Below are 22,748 nucleotides of genomic sequence, written 5' to 3'. Positions count from 1 at the left end.
CTTATGATACGGTTCACCGAAACTAATATTAGACCTGGCCCGTTAATTGAACTGCGAGTTACGGTGCTGGCTGCTCGATGAATGATTTTGGCGACGATCTGCCAGCAATCACGTAATGCCCCCCCTAACACTGCTCTTAAAACAGTGCTAACGTTTGTTGTTCTACTTCTTCAGTTTCATTAATGCGCTCTTCCTCACGAAAAGGGTTCACATAGAAAATACAATCCTCTACAGATGAGGATTCATCCATGATTAAATTGCCGTGATCCACTTGTTTCTTCAAAGCTAATAACACATCGTAATACAAGAAAAGTCGATCCATTGTGCTTACAGACATATGTTGATCAAAGCCAAAATCATTGGCCAGCATCTGACTAATCGCCACCGCACTATGTTGACCGTTCAATACAAGGGAATAAGCTATATCCTCAAAAGTCGCACCGTACGCAAGTTGTGCCTTCGTTGCTTTCACTAATTCTGTATCTTTTTCTATCTTTTCCTGCGCTATTCTTTCCTCGCGCTCTTTTTTCTGTTGTTGTCTGCTGCATTCAGCTTCAGCCTGAACCTTTCTCGCAGCTTCCAACTTGTCCTCAATTTTTTTCTTTTCTCTAAGCAATTCTTCAATGCGTTTATTTTCTGCCTGACGCTTTTCAAAATCCACTTCACGCTGAATTTTTTGTTGCTCTTCCTCTAATGCTTCCATTTGTGTTTCAAAATGCTTCTTCAACCTATTTACTTGACTGTCTAAAAACGGCACATTTAATTCGAGATGCTTTTTAATGCTTTCAGATACTACGGTTTGATCCAGCAATCTTTCATAGTACTCATGATAGTACTGGTCATCTTTTATTTTCCACAACAGTTCATCCAGTTCATTGTCAATAACATCTAATTCATTGATATATCCATCAATATCTTTCACTTCGATATTTAAAAATGTACTCAAATGTTGCTTCCCATATTGAATTTTTTTACCTGTTTTTTGATGTTCCACGGTAAACATGTAGCGTAATCGTCGACCACATGCACACTGTCCCCCATAATTTCCTGGACCAAAATCATCAAAATCAGAAATCATCCAATCTACAACATTCATCTCATCTTCTTCTAGCTTGATCTCGTCTGCTAACCGGAGTGCTGTGATTTTTTCATCTCTCATGAAATTTTCAAATACTGTCCGTCTGCCACGTTTCACTTCATTCTCTAAAAAATCACGTTGATCTGCAGTAAGTACAGATAGCAGTTGTTCCCGTTCATCTACAGAAAGTCTTTCATACATAAACATTCATCTACTCTCTTCAATAATTTCATATAAACAATTCTCCTAATGATCGTACCATCTATTTTAAGTATATAGACAAAAATGTTTATTTGCTTTTTTATCTACTTAATTACCAAAAAAACTGCCTTGTTCTAGCGCAGTTTGTAAAACCTTGCGACTTTTAATTGGTCAATTTTTAAAAGATTGTTGCTATTCAACGAACGGGAGGTTTGTTGAATAATACATATTTTAGTTTATTTAACACAATCGACATAATATTTCAAAAACCTCACACAATAAAAATGCTTATGTGGCATACTTTTTTTCTTTTAACTATTGAATAGCTAGTAGAGAAACTGTTATTATACAATTGTTTGTCTGACGTCTGACTATTTATTTTCTAATTAAGATCTTTGGCTGTTCTTAAATGAACGAAAGAATGAATTTGTCGTCCTGGAGACAAACGCCCAAAAATTATCATATCTATTTATGGAGGACTTATGAGATACTTAATATCTTTTTGTGGATTGCTACTTGTTTTTGCTTTAGCGCTGTTAATCAGTAAAAACAAAAAAGAAATAAAATATAAAAATATAGTAATGATGTTAATCATCCAATTTATATTGGCAGCTTTACTGCTAAATACAACGTTTGGTTATGTGCTAATCAAAGGAATAACAAATGTATTTGATCATTTATTGGCTTATGCAAGTACGGGCATATCATTTGTTTTTGGAGGTTTAGCAAATGAAGGAGAATCGCCCTTCTTTATAGGTGTATTATTACCGATTGTCTTTATATCTGTATTGATAGGGATCTTGCAGCATTTTAAAATTCTTCCTTTCTTCATGAAATGGATCGGATTACTTTTAAGTAAAGTAAGTGGTATGGGGAAATTAGAATCGTATAATGCTGTTGCTTCTGCAATAGTAGGTCAATCTGAAGTATTCATTACTGTAAAAAAACAATTAGATAAGATTGCACCACATCGTATGTATACATTATGTGCATCAGCAATGTCGACAGTTTCTATGTCAGTTGTTGGCGCATATATGACGATGATTGAACCGAAGTATGTAGTAACGGCAATTGTGTTGAACTTGTTTGGTGGATTTATTATTGCTTCCATCATTAATCCGTATAAAGTAGAAGAAAGCGAAGATATCTTAACGATTGAAGATGAGCATAAGCAAACTTTCTTTCAAATGCTTGGAGAATATATCATGGATGGTTTTAAAGTAGCCATCATTGTTGGAGCTATGCTGATCGGTTTCGTAGCATTAATGGACTTAATAAATTCACTATTTGAAATGATTATCGGCATATCTTTCCAAGAAATATTGGGTTATATCTTTGCACCAATCGCTTTCTTAATGGGTGTACCATGGGCAGATGCTATTTCTGCCGGAGGAATTATGGCAACCAAATTAATAACGAATGAATTTGTTGCAATGGTAAGCCTTGGAGAAGTAGCTAAATCCATGAGTGAACATACACTGGGCATTATTTCGGTATTCCTTGTATCCTTTGCAAACTTTTCATCTATCGGTATTATTTCCGGAGCAGTTAAAGGGTTGAATGAAAAGCAAGGGAATGTAGTTGCTCGTTTTGGCTTAAAGTTATTGTATGGGGCCACACTTGTTAGTATCTTAACGGCTATAATTGTTGGTTTGGTGATTTAATTTTAAAAGAAGTAGCCACTATGTTTGAGATAAAGGTATTGGTTCAGGCAGTTCTATTTATGCGTAGCTCCAATGATATTGGTTTAACGTAATATCAAATTTTCGCTTTAATTTATAGAAAATAAACAATTATTAAGAGCCTTGCATCTAACTGTTGCAAGGCTCTTAAACTTTTTTGTCAATGTTTATCTCTTTATATTGTATTGTTATTTTACAACACTCAATATAAAACCGTCATACCCTTTACAACCTACCGTATGTATGGCTGTTGATTCTATGCGAGGGTCATTCTCCAGCAAGTCTATGAATTGGCGTACTCCTTGAACTCATTCATCGTGGCTTTCTTCGTCAACCACTTCACCATCTCGTACTACATTATCGGCAATAATTAGTGCCCCAGGATTCGCTAAATCCAATGCCCATTTCAAGTATTGAGGAATCCCCATAATCGGCTTTGCCCCGTTAACTAGGGATTTTCGATAGTTAATATGTGTTTCTTCTAGGTGTATATCCATATATATTTATATGATTAAAATAGACTAACTAAAAAAGCTGCTATATATAAGCAACTTTTCTAGTTAGTTATTTCTATCATTCTTACTATTTATATCAAAATCATAAAGTTATTTAATTTGGCCTGCAAATCTTTAAAGAATGCCCCCCTATGTAGAATTATTCTATTTCAATCTCAATATTCTTCACAAAAACAGCCGTACCCGAAATAGAGATGTCTAGTTGCTCTTTTTCTTCTTTTACATGTACATATACTCGTCCATCTTTATTGATTTCATGTCCTTGCTCAACAATCAGTGTCGCAGGCAAACGAATATCTTGATTGACATATTTTTTATAATACGCGCCCATCACGCCTGAAGCTGTTCCTGTAATTGCATCTTCAATCGTTCCCGAATAAGGAGATGAAAAATGACGAGCATGCAGATCGTTTTCATGATCGCGCACTTCAAAACAGATCGGGTGTACAGAAGCTTTTGGCATCTCTACTAGAACCTCCGGAAATTCGTCGGTGTTTGGTGTCATTTTTGAAAAGCTTGATAACTCTTTAATTGGGACAATTAAGGTCCAAATGCCTGTACTGCCATACACAATTGGATAGTCTGAATGTAAATCTTCTTCTCGTAATCCAATGGACGCTGCTAAATCAGCCTTTGAACCCCCAAATGATTGAAACTGTGGTTGCGCATGTTGCATCGAGATCAATAATTGATTATTTTCCTCACGAATCTGTATCGGCAATACACCTGCATTTGTTTCAACTGTTAAAGCTGATTTTGCTAATAATCCATTCATGCTTAAAGCATAAATCGCTCCCATTGTCGCATGGCCACATAAATTCATTTCTTGGCCAGGTGTAAAGTAACGAATGCGAAAATCCGCAACATTCGAAGGCACAACAAAAGCTGTTTCATTAAATCCCACCGCTGCAGCAATCGCGAGCATTTGTTTTTCTGTATAATCCTCGCCATTCAATACGACACCAGCTGGATTCCCTTTCTCTGGAATGGCACTAAACGCATCAATGTGCTTTATACTTACCTTTGCCAAAATACGTACCCCCTTCAATCGTAATAACCTGGCCTTACTTTAACTTTTCGTTCATCAATTCTTTTATTGTATCGTAAATGACAAGTGCTAACACTATTCATTTTGAAGGATCAGCTCATATTTTAAACGACTTTATTATGATGAAACATCTACTCCATATTGAAGTAAAGTCCTCCTTTATTTGAAGAAGGTACCTAATGATATTTAGCTGAATTAGTTTTTAAATGGAGTTAGCGATTAGAACTAATGTTTCAGGTGTTAATTTGTTATAAATTCCATGCATATACTGCAACTTATTTTTTTCAAAGAAAAAAAAGTCTAATAGTTGATGTTCAAAATAAATGGAATTTGAGACCTCTCAGAATCGTTTCCAAGGGGTTTTCGGTAAACGCCGTAAAGTTAATTCTTATACGGCTTCATATGTGTTTATATGAGGTGGAGGAAATGAGGTCATGCATTATAGATAGTTGCTGTAATGATCGTTGAAATAATGAATGGATCCTCTATATTCTGACTTTCATTTCGGACATCAACAGAGTAGGTATATACACCAGGGCCTGGATGATCGACATGTAATAGCGTAATTAGCGTAGTGAAGTTTTGATCAAACACTGGGTTTACTTTTACCATTGAACTAAATAGCCTTGTTTCGACATTAAGTGGAAGAGCGTTTCTATTTAGCGTCAGATAGATGTCTTCTATATAAGATGTAGGACCACTTGTTGTTAAAGCACCTACTTGTGATGATATATCTAAACGAACTTTTTGATTTCCTGTCAGGGTTATAGATGGCAATGTTAACGTAAAAAAGTCTGCTTCTACAAATCCTTCTTGTATGTTAAAGACAAAATTCTCAACAATGGACGGACGTGGAACTGGTTGGATATTACATTTATCTATTGCTTTCATCACACCTGATACTGGAACATTACAAGGTTTACAACGTTCACACGAACAATTTTTTTCACATGAATTCACAAAGGAACCCCCCTAATATATTTTCTAATAATGTATACATATTGTATTTTTTTTGCTTGTATGTGCGTTTGTATGAGATGGCGGAAATGAATCTATTCAGTGAGGTGATTTTATGAGAATGGGGGGCAATTGTAGAGCCGTTAAAGAAAGGTGTAGTAATCGAGGTAACACCTTACCCATTTAAATTATTTTTTAAAGAACGAATATCAATTTTATGAATATTATCACTTCAATCTTTGTTCAATACGTTTATCCGTACCTGAAATTTTAAGTAGGATTATTCACAAACCAATCGCTGATCTTGTCACATTTTTTTAATATTTTTCTGACCCCTCCTAATTGAATTTTTTTTTGGATAATGCTATTTTATAAGAAAGTTATTTTTGACTTTACTAAGTTGCAAATCTGTGATTTTCGTCTTATGTAATTGAACAAGAATAGAAATTAAGTGCGGATTACGCAACGGAGGTTTTTTCTCATGGAAAAAGGTACAGTAAAATGGTTTAACTCAGAAAAAGGTTTTGGATTTATCGAACGTGAGGGTGGCGAAGATGTATTCGTACATTTCTCAGCTATCCAAAGCGAAGGATTCAAATCTTTAGACGAAGGTCAACCAGTAACGTTTGAAGTTGAAGCAGGACAACGTGGTCCTCAAGCAACTAACGTTCAAAAAGGATAAGTAACTTTTTCCTAGAAAGAGGATGTAATTCTGTCATTGACAGAGTTGCATCCTTTTCTCTTTCTCGACTTATCGTAGATCCATACACCGTTAAATAAATAGGCTTTAAGTGGCCTGTCATAAAGTCGCTTTATCCCCCGTCCCCTACTTTGCTCCGTAGAATGATCTGATTCTGGCACATTATTGTTCGATGATCTCGCCGTTTAATGGAATAACGTTCAGCTTCTTTTAGTTGCTTTAGCTTAATAACATTCCAAAAAAAATAACGATCGTTAAAAACGTTGATAATCCCAAAGTAAGTATTACAGTAGTTATACTCCTCGCCATCCCTTTCCAATCCTCAACACCCGCAAAACCTATCAATCCTACAAAGAAAATTATCACTGTAAAATATAAGAGCAGATTTAAAGAGTTCATCCCCCAAATGGAGGAAGCTATTGGTCCCCAAGAATTATCTAACATAAACATAAAAATACATATTACGGAAAAGATAAATGCCCAAATGTTAATCTTTTTCGTCATTTCAGCAACTCAGCTCCTTTCCAAAAGGGATGTTTACATATATTACCGGAATTAAAATAATAATTATTCATATTTCCTTAAGCAGTTATCCAACTAACGTGCATCTTTCTATAAAAAAGATCAAATCCATTCTCTGGAAATGCACCTAATTGTGGAAGATCTTTTTCTATTGAATAGTATTGTTGTACTGCGCAGCTGGAAAGTTGTTCTTCTTAAAGATAAGCGCCCTACAGAGCAAAAAGAGATAAGTGGGTTTATTTCACTAACTAGCTGCCATAACGCGTTGTTTTCTTTATTTTTCGGTCCAAGCCTATTACAATTTTCATATTGAGGCTTTGAATTCCTTTATTTTTCACATTAAACCCTAATAAATTTTTCAGAGGTAACTAATTATTAAGTCTTTTGTTAACTTCAATCGTAATGAACTCCGGCAAATAGCTGGGCGTACATCCTTTTGCTACTATTTCATCTTTGTAAAGACCCGTTTTCTCACCCAGTTTAATACAACGTGCACGATTCTTTTCATCATAAACGCCAATCCAGCCTGCGGTGAAATTCATAGCCCATTGAACTTCCGGTTCTTCCTGCGTAATATTAGCTTCTAATGCAGATAGCAAGTCTGCGGTGTTACCAGGCGGTGTTTGTCCAGTCCATCTCAATCGCCCTTGATAATACCAGAATGCTCGCCTTCGAAGAGCAGAAGGACTATTTTCCCATGACTCCATCAATGCAATCATCTTCTTGTCTTTGGTGAGTTGATTAGCCATTAACCAATCCATTAAGTTATTTCGCTCATCAAAAGTGTGAGTCTGCATATCCTGATCAAGCTTATTTAGCACATCATGTGAAAGAAGTTTTTTGTCCATAATTAAGATTGCTAATAGTCTGGGCAAAAACTCTTCGGTTGACCAAAGTTCCATAGCTAGTTCGTGATCTTTTTTTATGTCCTTCGCGATTTTTCGTAAGTCGCCTAGCTTAGTTTTACTATTGATCTGAGATAGAATGTTTTCTGCTTTTGAAGAGCGTTTTATTTCTGTATCTTTTTTTTCATCCATTTTATACAACTCCTTTATTAAAGCACTGTTTCATAGTATGTCCTTGACGGGATATATCAAAAACTTAATTTCGTTATATGCCTTATTGTAGTGGTATTCCTCCAAAGTTTACTTTTTTAAATTGTAGCATATATCGTATTAAAGCTTTCTCCACCTATAATAGAAGATCAACCATCTTTAATATAATAATAACATTTACTTCCTTTTAATTGGTTACGAAAAGAGCATTCCTATTTAAAGAAACGCCTCCGTTAGTTATACATAAAGACTTACATATTAATTGCATATTATATAAATGATATGACAATAAGTCATTGTTTCTTACCGGGTTTTCGGTTGTTTATATGCGCTTTCATAAAGTATATATCGATATATGTGTATATCAATTTATATGTATGATTAAAATAGATTCGTTAAATAATAATCATATTATCACTTTCAAAGAATAATATGGGATAGAAGAGATTAACTATAACATTTTAGGAGTGATTGATATGGGGAAATTTGATAATAAAGTAGTTTTAATTACAGGTGGTTCTCGTGGACAAGGTGCTGCACATGCGCGGGCGTTTGTTGCAGAAGGCGCAAAAGTAGTGATTACGGACGTACTGGTGGAGGAAGGACAAGAGTTAGCCGCTGAGTTAGGAGAAAATGCGACATTCTATAAACATGATGTAACATCGGAAGCTGAGTGGTTAGCAGTGGTCGAAGACACGGAAGCCAAATACGGGCCCATTAACGTACTTGTCAATAACGCTGGGATCGTGATTAGTAAATCGTTAGAAGAAATAACAGAAGCCGAATATCGCAAAGTCATTGACATCAACCAAGTCGGGGTATTTTTAGGCTTAAAAACGGTAGCACCTTCCCTAAAGAAAGGCGTGGATGGGGCAATTATCAATATCTCTTCTATTAACGGCTTAAGAGGAAGCTCTTCTACGATCGCTTATGATGCCTCTAAATTCGCAGTCCGCGGCATGACCAAAACAGCTGCAATCGAATTAGCACCCTACGGCATTCGTGTCAATTCGATTCACCCGGGTGTTATTTTAACGCCCATGGTCCAACAAGAAGGGATAGAAAATACGGTAGACCAACTATCTGCATCCATCCCGTTACAGCGGGTCGCTCAACCTGAAGAAGTATCTAAATTAGTATTATTCTTGGCCCAGGATGCCAGCTATTCAACAGGTTCTGAGTTTATTCTAGATGGTGGGTTAACCGCAAAATATTAATTGAGACCTTTCAGGTAATATTGAACTGCACTAAAAAAGCTCAACACTTATACATGGATAAGTATAAAACTTTCAATGATTTCACCAATCTACATGTGGGTATCCCCTTAGCGACAACACTATCGCTTAGCACAAGTACTAAAGCCTCATTATAAATGGTTTGATCCAAGAAAAAAACATTTGTTATAAATTACCAAGGTACTTTCGTGTGTACATGTTGGATCTAAGTTTTTTCAATTTCCAACAATAAATCCCATCACAAACCTAAAAAACAGGGATGACATTTGATGAAAATACGTATTGATTTAAGAATGCTTGTTTTTCCTTGTCCTGTTGTTCGACTACTGGTGGATTAGCCACTCATCGGACGTCCTCGAAAATCAAACCCGAGGTATGGTGATAAGTCCATTTAATAGAAAAAGCCCTGCACGAGTTTCCCCTCATGCAGAGCTTATTTGAATTATCATTTTTTTAAGAACCTGGTACTTAATTAGCCACTGACCATTCGACATGATCTAAGAATTTGTAAACGTCTTCATAAACTTTGTCACGTTCTTTGTCTAGTGTAATGATATGTCCAGAGTTTTCATACCAGATAATTTCTTTATCATCCGTATCTACTGTGTTTAGAATGAACGGTGCACTTTCTTGGTATAGCTTATCATCAAGCAAACCTTGCATAATTAGTGTCGGTGCTTTAATAGATGGTAGTTCTTCGCGTGTTTCAGTTGTTAAACGTGTTACGCCATCAAGTGAATCTTTTGGCGAAATACGTAATTCATGTAATTCAGAAATAATTTGATCTTTTGATTTATTTTCAAAATGCTTGTAAAGACGTGCATAATTGTATAAACGCGTAAATAAACCTTTTGAGTTATCACGTGAAATCGGTGCGCACATTGAAACAACTGCTTTTACTGGGAATTGTTCTGCTACTTTTAATGAGAAAACGCCACCTAGTGAAATGCCTACAACAGCAATTTCTTTGTGTCCCTTATTTTGTAGGAAATGATAGCCTTCCACGACATCGTTCCACCAGTCTTCTGGTCTTGTTTCAAGCAATGCTTCCGGTTCCACACCATGCCCACTATAAATTGGTGCATGAACTGTATAACCACGTTTGGATAAAAATTCTCCTAGCTTTTTCACATCTTTTGTGCTACCAGTAAATCCATGCAGTAATAGTACGGCTTTTTCGCCCCCCTCGATAGTTAAAGGTTGCGGCTTTGATAACTTCATTTTATAATATCCCCTTTACGGAAATTCGTATTTGTGTATTTTATGTGTCTATCTTATCATCATTTATTCATAATGTATAATTTATAGTTTTTATCATTATGATGCATACTATGCATCAATGATGTGATGTTTATTGGGTGCAAATAAAGTAGTTGTAAACGATTCCAAAAGCTGCTAATCCCTTATGTATTCTCGCTTCTCCTGACTATTATAATTCCCCAAATTGTCACCTATACTTCCATAGTTTTTATCGTTATAATGCAGATAACTCAAAAAATTGTGGAGGTGACCAAAAATGGAGTGGCAACAATTAGAATATTTTGTAGCAGTGGCAAAACTTGAACATATGACGCGTGCTGCTGAAGTACTAGCAATTTCACAACCTGCACTTAGCCGTTCAATTTCTAAATTAGAGGAAGAATTAGGTGTCCCATTATTTGATCGTCAGGGACGTTCTATCATGCTAAATCGTTATGGTGAACTATTTTTGTACCGAGTGCAACGTATGCGCAAGGAATATGAAAAAGCAGTTATAGAATTACAGGAATTAAACAACCCTGAGCTAGGTGACGTGTCTCTCGGTTTTTTACATACTCTTGGTACGAGCATAGTACCCGATTTAATACGAGCATTTCGTCAGCATCATCCACATATTCGCTTTCACTTTACACAAAACTATTCTCACTCTCAGCTCAAGCAATTATTGGCGGGAGAGCTTGATCTATGCTTACTTTCTGCTATCAATACGGAGCCACCTGTCTGTTGGAAAGAACTATGGCGAGACGAATTATACATCATGGTGCCAATAGATCACCATTTAGCAAAACGTACAAGCATTAAAATGAAAGAGCTTGAAAATGAAAATTTTGTCCTGATGAAGAAGGGCTATACGCTTCGTCGAACAGCTGATAAATTATTAGCTGCTGCTGGCATTAAGCCAAAAATTACGTTTGAAGGTGATGAGGTAGCTACTGTGACAGGATTCGTCGGGGCTGGTCTTGGCGTTTCACTCCTACCAGATGATGAAAATCTAAATCCAGCGAAAGTCGTAAAAATTCATGTAGAGGATATGGTATGTGAACGCATCATCGGAATGGCCTGGATCGAAAATCGTTACCTCCCACCCTCTGCAAGGCAATTCCAACAGTTTATTTTCGATTTTTATGAAGAACAAAAGCGTTAATTATTTATATACAAAAACCGGTCTATCTTCATTTTAAAGATAGACCGGTTTTATTATTGTCCAATATATTTTAATTGATATGTGTGCATATCAGTGGGATCACCCTCTATTTCAAACTGACCTTGTTTGGCTAGTGCGAAAATTCGCTTTTCCATAAATGCCTCGCTTATATAGTCATCTATAGATCCAAATGTTTCGCCAATGATTCGTGCCGGTGAAATCCATTCCTCCGCTTTCGCTTCGTGTATTCGTTTTGCACATTCAATAATTACAGCATCAAAAGCACTTTCATCTGCGTGAACAATACCGTCTTGCCAAGTACGCAGTGTACTCGGGTTTTGCTGTAAAGCTTGCCATTCTTTTGCTAGCCTATTTTCCTCTTCTACAGAAAAACGCTTGGCATCAGCACGTAACTTCATTAAAATATTTGCAGATAACTCCCCTGTATGGCGAATACTCATGTTCGACTGTATACGCTTTAGCCCCTCTGTTGCATCAATGCCAAATACCATGTTGCATTTATTTGCAAACTCACTCATTACAAACCTCAAACCGATTTCTTCATGTGAATTTTGACTATACCAAATCCATACATCAACATCACATGGAATTGCTGGGATTTTCTTCGCCCAATCCTTTTGCATATCCTCAAACAATTCACGCTCATCTACATCTTTTAGTATATACGTATTTAACCAATTTTTTCGTTCTTCTGGACTCGTTAGTGGTCCTATGGAGAAAATATCATTGACACAAATCACCGACTCTTCTCTTTGTAACTTTTTTTGTCGTATCGCTTGTTTTAGACCGCCTTGTGTCGATAAGCTAAAGGTAATATGTAAAATTGCCATGAAAATTTCCCCCTTTTATTGTTTGCTAAGTGCAATTTGAATCCCAATAAATGTGAATAATACACCTTGGATCATATTTAAACGCTTAGCAATAGCAGGCTTGCCAATAATGAATGTTCGAACCTTCCCAGCAAAAATACTAATCAATGAAAATAGCACCAATGCCTGTACTAAAAAAACGATACCCAGTATGAACATTTGCAGAGCAACATGCCCCTGTACCGGATTTATAAACTGTGGTAATAGTGCTAAGAAAAATAATGATACCTTAGGATTTAAGACATTCATCAAGATCCCCTTTTTATAAAGAGAAACATAAGCTTGTGTATTTTGTTGATTCAGAGTAAATGGATCACCTTTTGCCCGGAAAGATTGCCATGCTAAAAACAACAAATAAGCTGCCCCAGCAAATTTAACGATTGAAAAAACAACCGTCGATTGATAAATTATCGCAGAAATACCAAGCACTGCCGCCGAAATATGTACCAATAATCCTGTACATAAGCCCAGTGAAGTTACAATACCTGCTTTTTTATCCTGTACAATACTTTGTGCGAGCACAAACAAATTATCCGGTCCTGGCATTAATGTTAAAATGATTGCAGCCCCTAAAAAGGCCGTTAACGTTGAAATCTCCAACAGTGTCCCTTCTTTCTACTTAGATAAGAAAGCTATCATTCTTACAATGATTATATTTTAATTATACTATACGTTTCATCCTCTTTTTGTCATAAGTTTATGACTTTATTCGTAACTTTAAGAAAAAGAATATATTCTGTAAAATACTTTTTTATACAATACTTTCCACTATAAATACATTATAATTAATGCACAACAAGCAAATTCAATTTGATTATTTCTCAAGAGTGATCGACAAATACAAGTCACTTTCGAGGGTGAGCGACTCAACCAAAAAGTTGAGCAACCTATCGCTAGTTTTAACATCAAATACATCATTCCATCAGATATCGCAGGGGCTGTATCCAAATTTCCACATTAATGAGTAAGTTAGATATCTATTGGGAATTCTAAATATTAACAACGTTTTACTTCACAAATACGAAGCTACGAATTATACCGAATCATTATTGATAGGAAGGAGAGATTTTATGGCAGTTAGTGATATTGTAAAAGAGCATATCGACGATAATGGTGATGTTTATTACACAATGTGTACCTATGATATCGATGTAAAGGCGACCAATTCATCTGGTTTAGCACCTGTTATTAGCTATTGGATCAATGAAAAGGAAATTACCGATGATATCCGTAAACTGCGTTTTAGTCCCCGTTTACCGTCCTCTTACATCCAGGATTACGACGCATTTCAAGCAATGCTTTACACAAAGGAACAGCAGGCGATCAATCAACTTTATGAACAACATAGTATTAAGCCAAAAAATATGTCTACACCTAAGCAAATTCTATGGAGCTTTTTTGTTATGATTTTAGCAATGCTCCCGCTTCTCGTTGTCATTTGGTGGATTAAATAAGGCTGAATTTTATCAGAATTATTCAAAACTATCTACTAACTTCGCTATTTTGCTTGACAGATAAGCTGAATTAGTGCATTCTTTAGACAATTCATATCTAAAAAAAACGAACGAAGATTAGTACTTAGACACTGATTGGTTAGAGAGCAATGTTCACCGGCTGAAAGACATTGTACAAGAAAGACTAACGAACCTACTTCGCAAAACGTCCTAGCAAAACTAGGCGCAGTCTCAAGCGTTATGAGGAAAGTGGAATGTTTACGGACATTCAAGCTAGGTGGTACCACGGAAAGCAAACCTTTTCGTCCTAATTTATTAGGATGAGAAGGTTTTTTTTATCTTCATTCAGCGGAAAACTCCCACCTCTATAGGTGGTGAGATGAATGTGGTTTTAGTCCTTTTTCAGTGGGTATTCAAACGCCCATTGAATGAAGATAAAGCCTCCGGCGGATGTCACAATTTTTTTTGCGCGAAAGCATAGCGACAGCAGCAGATTTTGAAAGGAGTGAATTTAGGATGTTAGCCTAAGAACGTCGCATCCATGCGACAGCGGCTAACTGACCTGCATCGTGCAGGCCTAAGCACAATTCAAAATCTGGACGCAATTATGCCGAGGCGTATTTGATTGTAAAAAACAACAAGACGTTGGCGAACTGGAGGAATGAGTTATGGAAAGAAAAAGAATCGTCGTAAAAATCGGCAGTAGCTCCTTAACAAATGCTAAAGGGGAAATCGATAAAGTCCTTTTAATGGATCATGTGCAAGCCATTGCAGAGCTAAAAAAGTACGGACATGAAGTACTTCTCGTATCATCGGGTGCAGTTGCAGCAGGGTTTAAACAGCTTGGCTACCCTACCCGCCCAGTCACTGTAAAAGGCAAGCAGGCTGCGGCAGCTGTTGGGCAAAGCTTACTTATTCAAACATACCATGCGCTATTTAGCATTTACGATATCCTTCCGGCACAAATTTTACTGACACGTACCGATTTCTCAAAAAAAGAACGCTACAAAAACGCCTATGCAACATTTGAAGTTCTATTAGAACGTTCAATGCTACCAATCATTAACGAAAATGATACGGTTTCTGTAAGCGAATTAACATTTGGCGATAATGATATGCTATCGGCTCTAGTAAGTGGCTTAGTGCATGCAGACCAACTGATTATTTTAACGGATATCAACGGCTTATACGACGCCAATCCAAATAAAAACCCCGAAGCAAAACGCATTGATCGTTTAACAGAAGTAACGGAAGAAATGCTTGGCTTTGCAGATGGCGCTGGCTCTAAAGTTGGCACAGGTGGTATGGAATCGAAGCTTTTAGCAGCGAGAGCAGCGTTAAATGCTGGTGTCAAAGTGTTTATCGGGAATGGATCAGGTGCGACAAAGCTTGTGGACATCGTAGAAGGACGCGGTGACGGTACGTATGTCGAGCATGACGACCTAGCAGTATTAACAAACAACAAACAGTGGATTGCACTAACTGAAGTATCTGGTAAAATTTTTATAGATGAAGGTGCAGAATCTGCCCTTTTATTAAATGGAAAAAGTTTATTACCTGCTGGCATTTATAAGTTCGAAGGTGAATTTGAACATGGTGATGTTGTCGAAGTGTACGGTGTAAATGGTTTACTTGGGCGCGGTGAAGTACTTTATTCTTCAGAAGAACTTGAAATTTCAATGGGAAAACGTACAGACGAATTAACAAAATGCCCAATCGAAGTCATTCATCGAGATAAATGGTTGAAAATGCAAACAAATTAAGGAGGACTATATATGACTCAATTAACAACACAAAGTGAAGTACAACGTAAAGGAAAGCTAGCAAAAGCGGCCAGCTACTTATTAAATATCAAAACGACGGCTGAAAAAAATGATGCCCTAACAAAAATCGCAGAACAATTAGTACTCGACCAAGACTATCTAATTGAAGAAAATGCAAAAGATTTAGCGAACGGACAAGAAAAAGGTATGCCAACATCTACACTTGACCGTATTATGTTAAACAAAGAGCGTATTGAAGCGATGGCTGATGCGATCCACCTACTAGTGGAATTAACAGACCCTGTTGGAAAATTGATCGAGCGCATTGAAAAAGAAAATGGTCTAATTATTGAAAAGAAATTAGTGCCTATTGGTGTGATCGGGATGATCTATGAAGCGCGTCCAAACGTAACAATTGATGCAGCAACATTATCTCTTAAAACGGGTAACGCAGTAATTTTACGTGGTAGCTCTTCAGCAAAATTTTCAAACATAGCGCTTGTCGCAAGTATTCACCGTGCACTTGAAAAGACAGCCCTACCTGTAGATGCTGTACAATTAATTGAAGATACAAATCGTGAAACAGCTAAAGAATTATTCCATTTAAATGAATATTTAGATGTTTTAATTCCACGCGGTGGCAAAGCACTTATTGATTTAGTTGTGCGTGAAGCATCTGTACCAGTTCTTGAAACAGGTGCTGGTAACTGTCATATATACGTCGATGCGACAGCAGACTATACAAAAGCGGAGCCGATTGTCATCAATGCTAAAACACATCGCCCTTCTGTTTGTAATGCTGCGGAAAGCTTACTTATTCACCGTGATTGGTTTACTGAGCATGGCGAAAAGCTATTACAAGCTATTCACAATGCAGGTGTATCAGTTATTGGTGATGAAACAGTTTGCCAAACAGTAGACTTTGCTGAGCTTGCAACAGATGAAGATTATGCTTCAGAGTATTTAGACTTAAAAATTAGTGTGAAAATCGTAGAGAATGTCTATGAAGCTGTAGAACATATTAATCGATACGGTACAAAACATTCAGAAGCAATAATTACTGAGGATCCACTTGTAGCAGATTGCTTCTTAAACAATGTCGATGCAGCAGCAGTTTACCACAACGCTTCAACGCGCTTTACGGACGGCTTTGAATTCGGCTATGGCGCAGAAATTGGTATTAGTACACAAAAATTGCATGCGCGTGGACCAATGGGTTTACCTGCGCTTACATCAACAAAATACTATATTCACGGTGACGGTCAAATTCGCGAATAACAAAAACGCATTTAAATGTGAAGCCGGCAGATGTCATGTACTCTGCCGGTTTTTTCTATACTTTTCTATGAAAGAAGGTTGGATATGAACGTTTCAGCTATGATTAAACTTTCGGTGTCCATGGCTATCTTCGGGTCCATTGGATTTTTCACAATTCATACAGGTTTGCCTGCTATTGAACTTGTATTTGTACGCTGTATTTGTGCAACGCTTTTCCTAGGCGGTATATGGCTTGCAACAGGCGGACACAAAACGGAACTTTGGGAGAAGAAAGAAGTTATTCGTACGCTCATATGTGGTGTATTTATCGTCTTAAATTGGGTGTTTCTTTTTAAAGCATTTGAAGAAATGTCAATTTCGATAGCCATTTCCATCTATAATTTAGCACCAATCTTCGTGCTTATTTTAGGTTCTATTTTCTTAAAAGAGAAAATGACCATTCAAGCTTTAATTGCTACAGTCACTTGCTTTATCGGCAGTATTTTCATAATTGGTTTGAACAATTTTTTATCATTGGCTGATTTCATGCAATCTGGCTTTATTTGGGCTCTATTATCTGCAATTTTTTATGCACTGACAATGTTAACAAGTAAAACTATTAAAAATTTCAGTGCCTATGCCCTAACCTTCACGCAAACAACAGTCGGGATTGTGATGCTACTTCCTTTAGTTGATTTTACGCTATTCAATGGATTAACAACGACGAACTGGTTGTATATTTTAGGAACTGGCTTTATTCATACAGGTTTTGTTTATTATTTATTTTTTGATAGTATTCGTAATCTATCGACGATTGTTGTTTCTGTATTAGTATTCGTTGATCCGGTTGTCGCCATTTTACTAGATATGGCGCTACTAGATTTCATGCCTACCCTACTACAGACATTCGGGATTCTTCTGATTTTTGGTGGAATTTCATATACTTTGTATACACCAAGACAAAAAACAAAACAGCTTTTGACGGAGGAATAAATTCATGAATAAGCTTGTAACGATCGGAGAATGTTTAATCGACTTTACGCCAAGCGAACAAGTTGGTGCCCTTGCTGAAGTGAATGGTTTCACCAAAAATGCGGGTGGTGCACCTGCCAATGTCGCAGCAGTTGTTGCCAAGCTTGGACAACATGCAGCTCTCCTATCACAAGTAGGTCAAGATGCATTTGGGGATTTTCTCATCAAAACGATAGAGATGGCTGGTGTTGACACAACGTATATCGCTCAAACAACGGAAGGTGAAACAAGCCTTGCCTTTGTCTCGTTGACAAACGACGGCAACCGCGACTTCTTGTTTTATCGTCGAAATGCAGCAGATTTACTTTTTCGAAAAGAACAGCTTCCAAAAGATCTGCTAATAGCTGGGGATATTCTTCACTTTTGCTCTGTGAATTTAGTCGAGAGTCCTATGAAACATACACATGAGGCTGTAATAAAACAAGCCCATGATGCGGGTTGCCTTGTCTCTTTTGATCCTAATGTACGTCTTCCTCTTTGGCAAGACGCAGAAGCTTGTCGTCAAACCATTTTAGATTTTTTACCAAAGGCACACATCGTTAAACTCTCTGATGAAGAGCTGACTTTCTTAACACATATCGAAGATGAACAACAAGCAGTTCATACATTATTACAAGAAAAGATACAAGTACTTTTCGTCACACATGGAGCAGACGGCGCTACGCTTTATACTAAACAGCAATATGTAAAAGTTAGTGGAGACATCCTACAAGCAATTGACACAACTGGCGCTGGAGATGCATTTATCGGTGCAGTTTTAAGTATTTTACTAGAGAATAATATCACACCTATAACACTCGAACAATTTTGCCAAAGCCAGGCAAAATCCCTGCTCTCCTTCGCTAATCAGTACGCAGGAGCATCCACGCAAAAGCATGGTGCGATTGCTTCTTATCTTGCTAAGGATGAACTACCTTTTACGTTCTAACTAAAAATAGAGTTGCACCTACTTTACTAGGTCAACTCTATTTTTGTTAATCGAGAAGCGAAAAAATATCAAACACCGATTTGATTTATATACCTGTCACTACATCAAATGGAATTTCCTCGCCATTTTTATTCAAATACATATATTCATAATCTTTATCTTTTGTTAATTTAAAAATATACTGCTTGATCTCTTCATTTTGACCTTCTACTTCTTCAATGTTCACAAAAATTTTATCATCATTACTTTCGACACTGGCTGTAACTGTGCCTTTTGTATTAACAGCAATATACGCAATTTCTTCACCATCGTTAACCAGTTGAATATAATCGTCCATCCTAAGCTGATCTAGTACTTTTTGTAATTTTTTTGGTACCGAGTTCAATTCTGTGATTGCTAATTCTGAGTTACAAGCTGTCAATGCAAGTACAACTACTAGCAAAATACCCATTAACCTTTTCAGACTAACAGCCCCCTTCTCTCAATTATAAATGTCTTTCTACAAATATTACCAAAAGTATTTGCATTTGAGAATCTAAGCTCTTAACACTCAGACGGGGACAACGATTTACATAGTCTTAATTAACTAACCCCCAAAAAATATTATCAATAACAACTCTTCCCTTTCGACAATTCAACTGACAAATCCCTATGATTTCGAACGCGGATCCATAAAATCACGAAATGCGTTACTCAGCATGTAAAGCCCAAGAACAAGTAATGTAATAGCTCCCCCCGGTGCATAGATGTACCAAGGTGCGCTCATTATATATGATTGGGAGTCTTTTAACATACGTCCCCAACTTGGGTTTGGCGGTTGTACACCAAGTCCTAAATAACTAAGTGCGGCCTCCGCTAGCATTGCTGCAGCAAAGGTCACCGTAGCTGCCACAATAATTTGCGATGAAATATTCGGTAATATATGCCGGAACATAATTTTAAAAGGATTTACACCAATAAGTTTAGCAGCAAGTACATATTCTGCATCTCGGTGCTGTACGAAGCCACTACGTGCAATTCGCGCAATGCCTGGTATAGCAATAATGCCTAACGCAATCGCTGTATTAACAATACCTGGTCCAAAAATTGCCACTAGCATTAATGCTAAAATAATTCCTGGAAAAGCCATTAGCGCATCCATGAAACGCATGAATATCTCATCAATCCAGCCACCAACATATCCAGCAATAGCACCGATTAAAATGCCCAATGTCACACCTATGACTACCGTTAAGATACCCACCGCAAAGGCTGTTTGTGTCCCTTTCATAATACGGCTAAATATATCCCGACCAAATTCATCGGTCCCAAAGAAATACGCATTACTTGGCCCTCGTAATTTTTCTGGAATATTCATAGAGTTCACATCAAAAGGCGTATAAAAAAAGCTTACAATCATGACTATGAAAAATCCGAAAACGATCAGTAGACCAATGATTAAGTTAATATTCTTTGCGTATCTTTGTATATTTTTCATCGTATCCACCTTCTCTCATCGTAATCGGATTCTCGGATCTAATACTGAATATAAAATATCCACGATAAAATTTATGACGACTACTGCAACGGTAATATACATGACAATCCCTTGTACTAAAGGAAAGTCACGGTTACTAATGGCTGTAATGAGTAGCTGGCCTATACCCGGAAGTGAGAATACTTGCTCCACAATAATTGTCCCTGCTACTACCTCAGCCATTATGAGCCCAAAAACTGTTAGAATAGGAATCATTGAGTTTTTTAACACATGCTTATACATTACATTTTGCTCAGACATCCCTTTACTGCGAATCGTACGTACATAATCGAGCTGGATCTGCTCTAAAACGGCGGTTCGTACATAACGGAAGTTGACAGCAATTTGCGGAATAGCAATGGTTAACGCTGGTAACACCAATGTACTGAGAGCACCTGTCACACTTTCTGTCCACGGAATATAACCACTGATTTTAAAGAAATCAAACTTCATCCCAACGTATAAAATCAGTATCATCCCTAACCAAAATGATGGGACGGCCATACCTATTTGTGTCACTGTTGATAATGACACATCGCTCAATTTATTTTGTCTACGCGCAGCGAACATCCCTAATGGTATGGAAACAATTAATACTATGCTAAGGGTGAGTGCTGCGAGAGACATCGTTACAGGGAGCCTATCAAATAATAAGTCTTTTACAGGCATTGAAAATCGTATTGAATTACCTAAATCACCTGTCAATAACCCCTTCATCCAATCAAAATATTGTTCATAAAGGGGACGGTCTAAACCAAGCTCAGACCGCAAATTTTCAATTTGAGTAGCATCCGCTTCTGTACCTAACATTGTACGAACGGGATCACCAGGTAAGATTTGAAAAACTCCAAATGTAATCATCGACACTAGAATGATAGTTGTTATTAACAGGATGAATCGACGTAATAAATACATCATAGTGTTCATCCTTTCCTAGTTAGAGAACTGTACCTCAGACATATCATGGAACCAGAACGGATAGCTCTTCAGACCTGTTACTTGCTTATCGGAACCCCAAACAATTTGATAATCAGCAATATAAACAGCCGCTGCTTGTTCGGCTAAAATTTCTTGTGCTCGTTGGTAGTACCCCACTTGCTTCGCCGCATCTGTTTCTTTTAAAACATCTGACATGACTTGATCAAATTCTGCATTCTTAAATAAGAAGAAGTTTTCGCTATCATTTGTAGAAATGTAGTCATTTAATACTTCATATGCAGATGGACGTCCTGTTAAATCGATCGTCGTCATGGCATAATCGCGACCGAAGTAAACACGATCTAACCAAATTCCCCATTCTACTACTTCTATTTCCACATCCACGCCAATTTCTTTTAAATTTTCTACTACAATTTGAGCGATATTCGAATACATATCATTGTGTGAAGAAACCGTAATTTTTGTTTTAAAGCCGTCTGGATAGCCTGCTTCAGCAAGTAATGCTTTTGCTTTTTCCACATCACGTTCATACATTTTGTCTAAGCCTGTTTTTTGGAAATCTCCCATTGCTGGACTCATATTTGAGCCAAGTGGTGTTGCATAGCCAGCAAAGACAGAGTCAATAATATCCGATTTACTTATTGCATGGTTAATAGCTTGACGGACTTTTACATTATCAAAGGGTGCTTTGGTTTCATTAAATGTAACGACTAACGAAGAGTTATTGTTTTGATGCGATAAATTATAACTTCCTTCCACTTCCCCAACACGATGCCACGGCACACTTGTTACATCAACTTCATTAGCAATTAAGCTCATAATGGCAGCTTGGTCATCTGATTGGAACGCGAATGTTACTTTATCTAAATATGGCAAGCCTTCTTTCCAGTAATTTTCATTCTTTTTTAGTTCAAGATTTGTGCCTGGTGAATATTTCACATATGCGAATGGACCTGTTCCGATTGGATTTTCGTTATGCTTGCCTTCATTACTTTTTGGCACAATGCCTGATTGCAATGCTGTTAATGAATATAAGAAGTTAGAGTTTGGTTCTTTTAATGTGATCACAAATGTACTTGCATCAGGTGCTGCTGTGGACGCGACGTTATCGAAGTTATTTGACATCTTCTCGCCACCGCTTTTACCCATTAAACGGTCAAATGTATATTGTATATCTTCCATCGTTAAATCATCACCATTGTGGAATTTCACGCCTTGACGAATTTTAAATGTATACGTTAAGCCGTCTTCTGAGACCTCATAGCTTTCGGCAATTGCTTCTTTTAAAGAACCATCTGTTTCCGGTGCCATTAGCCCTTCAAATATATTTAAAAGCATCTGGAACGAAATTGATGCAGTAGCTTTATGTGGATCTAAAAAATCAGGGTCATCATTGACACGCACAACGATTTCTTTCGGTACTTCACTTGCAGGCTTGGCATCTCCATCTTTGTTTCCTTGGTTTGTTGTGTCATTGCCACCATCACTTGAAGAACATGCACTTATCACAAGAATAGTTAGCATTGTTAATAAAAATAAAAACCAACTCTTTTTCATCTTCATAACCTTCCT

21 protein-coding genes and 1 pseudogene are annotated in these 22,748 nt (G+C 37.1%); 9 read left to right on the top strand and 13 right to left on the bottom strand.

Annotation, left to right across the window (positions count from 1 at the left end; genetic code table 11):
* Positions 1 to 136 precede the first annotated feature (136 nt).
* Positions 137 to 1,285 (bottom strand): cell envelope integrity TolA family protein, encoded by a 1,149-nt coding sequence (locus ACIQ2D_RS15615; protein WP_402865593.1) that lies wholly within the window; start codon positions 1,283 to 1,285, stop codon positions 137 to 139.
* Positions 1,286 to 1,761: 476 nt separating this feature from the next.
* On the opposite strand from ACIQ2D_RS15615, the gene ACIQ2D_RS15610 reads away from it, so the two are divergent.
* Entirely contained in the window at positions 1,762 to 2,943 is a 1,182-nt protein-coding gene (locus ACIQ2D_RS15610; RefSeq protein ID WP_402865591.1) for a NupC/NupG family nucleoside CNT transporter, read from the top strand.
* A gap of 206 nt (positions 2,944 to 3,149) precedes the next feature.
* On the opposite strand, the pseudogene ACIQ2D_RS15605 reads toward ACIQ2D_RS15610, so the two are convergent.
* The 3 genes and pseudogenes from ACIQ2D_RS15605 to ACIQ2D_RS15595 form a co-directional block, all read right to left on the bottom strand.
* Positions 3,150 to 3,380: pseudogene (locus ACIQ2D_RS15605) on the bottom strand (O-methyltransferase); the annotation flags it as partial.
* 235 nt (positions 3,381 to 3,615) lie between these two features.
* Positions 3,616 to 4,506: a PhzF family phenazine biosynthesis isomerase gene (locus ACIQ2D_RS15600; RefSeq protein ID WP_402865590.1), complete on the bottom strand. Its 891-nt coding sequence runs from the start codon at positions 4,504 to 4,506 to the stop codon at positions 3,616 to 3,618.
* 450 nt (positions 4,507 to 4,956) lie between these two features.
* Positions 4,957 to 5,484 (bottom strand): hypothetical protein, encoded by a 528-nt coding sequence (locus ACIQ2D_RS15595; RefSeq protein WP_402865588.1) that lies wholly within the window; start codon positions 5,482 to 5,484, stop codon positions 4,957 to 4,959.
* A gap of 478 nt (positions 5,485 to 5,962) precedes the next feature.
* On the opposite strand from ACIQ2D_RS15595, the gene ACIQ2D_RS15590 reads away from it, so the two are divergent.
* Positions 5,963 to 6,163: a cold-shock protein gene (locus ACIQ2D_RS15590; protein ID WP_402865586.1), complete on the top strand. Its 201-nt coding sequence runs from the start codon at positions 5,963 to 5,965 to the stop codon at positions 6,161 to 6,163.
* Positions 6,164 to 6,400: 237 nt separating this feature from the next.
* Here the strand turns inward: ACIQ2D_RS15590 and ACIQ2D_RS15585 are convergent, their stop codons facing one another.
* Both ACIQ2D_RS15585 and ACIQ2D_RS15580 read right to left on the bottom strand, forming a co-directional pair.
* Complete coding sequence (locus ACIQ2D_RS15585) at positions 6,401 to 6,685, bottom strand: hypothetical protein (RefSeq protein WP_402865585.1); 285 nt, start codon at positions 6,683 to 6,685, stop codon at positions 6,401 to 6,403.
* A 386-nt stretch (positions 6,686 to 7,071) separates the two neighbouring features.
* Positions 7,072 to 7,740 carry a DNA alkylation repair protein gene (locus ACIQ2D_RS15580; protein ID WP_402865583.1) on the bottom strand — a complete coding sequence of 223 codons (669 nt, stop codon included), beginning with the start codon at positions 7,738 to 7,740 and terminating at the stop codon, positions 7,072 to 7,074.
* A gap of 494 nt (positions 7,741 to 8,234) precedes the next feature.
* Between ACIQ2D_RS15580 and ACIQ2D_RS15575 the strand changes: the two genes are divergently transcribed.
* Positions 8,235 to 8,975, top strand: a complete 741-nt coding sequence (locus ACIQ2D_RS15575) for a glucose 1-dehydrogenase (RefSeq protein ID WP_402865581.1) — start codon at positions 8,235 to 8,237, stop codon at positions 8,973 to 8,975.
* 486 nt (positions 8,976 to 9,461) lie between these two features.
* Here ACIQ2D_RS15575 and ACIQ2D_RS15570 read toward each other — a convergent pair whose 3' ends face one another.
* The gene (locus tag ACIQ2D_RS15570) at positions 9,462 to 10,214 is read right to left on the bottom strand and encodes an alpha/beta hydrolase (protein ID WP_402865579.1); all 753 of its coding nucleotides are present in this window, start codon (positions 10,212 to 10,214) and stop codon (positions 9,462 to 9,464) included.
* Between the two features lie 295 nt (positions 10,215 to 10,509).
* On the opposite strand from ACIQ2D_RS15570, the gene ACIQ2D_RS15565 reads away from it, so the two are divergent.
* The gene (locus ACIQ2D_RS15565) at positions 10,510 to 11,397 is read left to right on the top strand and encodes a LysR family transcriptional regulator (RefSeq protein WP_402865577.1); all 888 of its coding nucleotides are present in this window, start codon (positions 10,510 to 10,512) and stop codon (positions 11,395 to 11,397) included.
* A gap of 53 nt (positions 11,398 to 11,450) precedes the next feature.
* Here ACIQ2D_RS15565 and ACIQ2D_RS15560 read toward each other — a convergent pair whose 3' ends face one another.
* Entirely contained in the window at positions 11,451 to 12,248 is a 798-nt protein-coding gene (locus ACIQ2D_RS15560) for a DUF1835 domain-containing protein (protein WP_402865575.1), read from the bottom strand.
* Positions 12,249 to 12,263: 15 nt separating this feature from the next.
* A complete protein-coding gene (locus tag ACIQ2D_RS15555) occupies positions 12,264 to 12,887 on the bottom strand; it encodes a LysE family translocator (protein WP_402865573.1) in 624 nt (207 codons plus the stop codon).
* A 470-nt stretch (positions 12,888 to 13,357) separates the two neighbouring features.
* Between ACIQ2D_RS15555 and ACIQ2D_RS15550 the strand changes: the two genes are divergently transcribed.
* From ACIQ2D_RS15550 to ACIQ2D_RS15530, 5 genes are all read left to right on the top strand, one after another.
* Positions 13,358 to 13,741: a sodium:proton antiporter gene (locus ACIQ2D_RS15550; RefSeq protein WP_402865571.1), complete on the top strand. Its 384-nt coding sequence runs from the start codon at positions 13,358 to 13,360 to the stop codon at positions 13,739 to 13,741.
* Positions 13,742 to 14,409: 668 nt separating this feature from the next.
* Positions 14,410 to 15,504: a glutamate 5-kinase gene (gene proB, locus ACIQ2D_RS15545; protein WP_402865569.1), complete on the top strand. Its 1,095-nt coding sequence runs from the start codon at positions 14,410 to 14,412 to the stop codon at positions 15,502 to 15,504.
* A gap of 12 nt (positions 15,505 to 15,516) precedes the next feature.
* On the top strand, positions 15,517 to 16,782 hold the full coding sequence (locus tag ACIQ2D_RS15540) for a glutamate-5-semialdehyde dehydrogenase (RefSeq protein ID WP_402865567.1): 1,266 nt from the start codon (positions 15,517 to 15,519) through the stop codon (positions 16,780 to 16,782).
* An 84-nt stretch (positions 16,783 to 16,866) separates the two neighbouring features.
* The gene (locus ACIQ2D_RS15535; RefSeq protein WP_402865565.1) at positions 16,867 to 17,754 is read left to right on the top strand and encodes a DMT family transporter; all 888 of its coding nucleotides are present in this window, start codon (positions 16,867 to 16,869) and stop codon (positions 17,752 to 17,754) included.
* Between the two features lie 4 nt (positions 17,755 to 17,758).
* Positions 17,759 to 18,721, top strand: a complete 963-nt coding sequence (locus ACIQ2D_RS15530; RefSeq protein ID WP_402865563.1) for a carbohydrate kinase family protein — start codon at positions 17,759 to 17,761, stop codon at positions 18,719 to 18,721.
* An 85-nt stretch (positions 18,722 to 18,806) separates the two neighbouring features.
* Here ACIQ2D_RS15530 and ACIQ2D_RS15525 read toward each other — a convergent pair whose 3' ends face one another.
* The 4 genes from ACIQ2D_RS15525 to ACIQ2D_RS15510 all read right to left on the bottom strand — a co-directional run bounded on the left by ACIQ2D_RS15525 (position 18,807) and on the right by ACIQ2D_RS15510 (position 22,739).
* Positions 18,807 to 19,163 (bottom strand): hypothetical protein, encoded by a 357-nt coding sequence (locus ACIQ2D_RS15525; RefSeq protein ID WP_402865561.1) that lies wholly within the window; start codon positions 19,161 to 19,163, stop codon positions 18,807 to 18,809.
* 207 nt (positions 19,164 to 19,370) lie between these two features.
* Positions 19,371 to 20,198, bottom strand: coding sequence for an ABC transporter permease (locus tag ACIQ2D_RS15520; protein WP_402865559.1), 828 nt, complete (start codon positions 20,196 to 20,198; stop codon positions 19,371 to 19,373).
* Positions 20,199 to 20,213: 15 nt separating this feature from the next.
* On the bottom strand, positions 20,214 to 21,155 hold the full coding sequence (locus ACIQ2D_RS15515; RefSeq protein WP_402865557.1) for an ABC transporter permease: 942 nt from the start codon (positions 21,153 to 21,155) through the stop codon (positions 20,214 to 20,216).
* Positions 21,156 to 21,170: 15 nt separating this feature from the next.
* The gene (locus ACIQ2D_RS15510; RefSeq protein WP_402865556.1) at positions 21,171 to 22,739 is read right to left on the bottom strand and encodes an ABC transporter substrate-binding protein; all 1,569 of its coding nucleotides are present in this window, start codon (positions 22,737 to 22,739) and stop codon (positions 21,171 to 21,173) included.
* Positions 22,740 to 22,748 lie beyond the last annotated feature (9 nt).

The sequence above is a fragment of the Lysinibacillus sp. NPDC097287 genome (genome assembly GCF_044761695.1).
In the GTDB taxonomy this organism is placed as follows: Bacteria; Bacillota; Bacilli; order Bacillales_A; family Planococcaceae; genus Lysinibacillus.
Note: the sequence above shows the minus strand (reverse complement) of the source record. Positions and strands in the feature narration are given on the sequence as shown.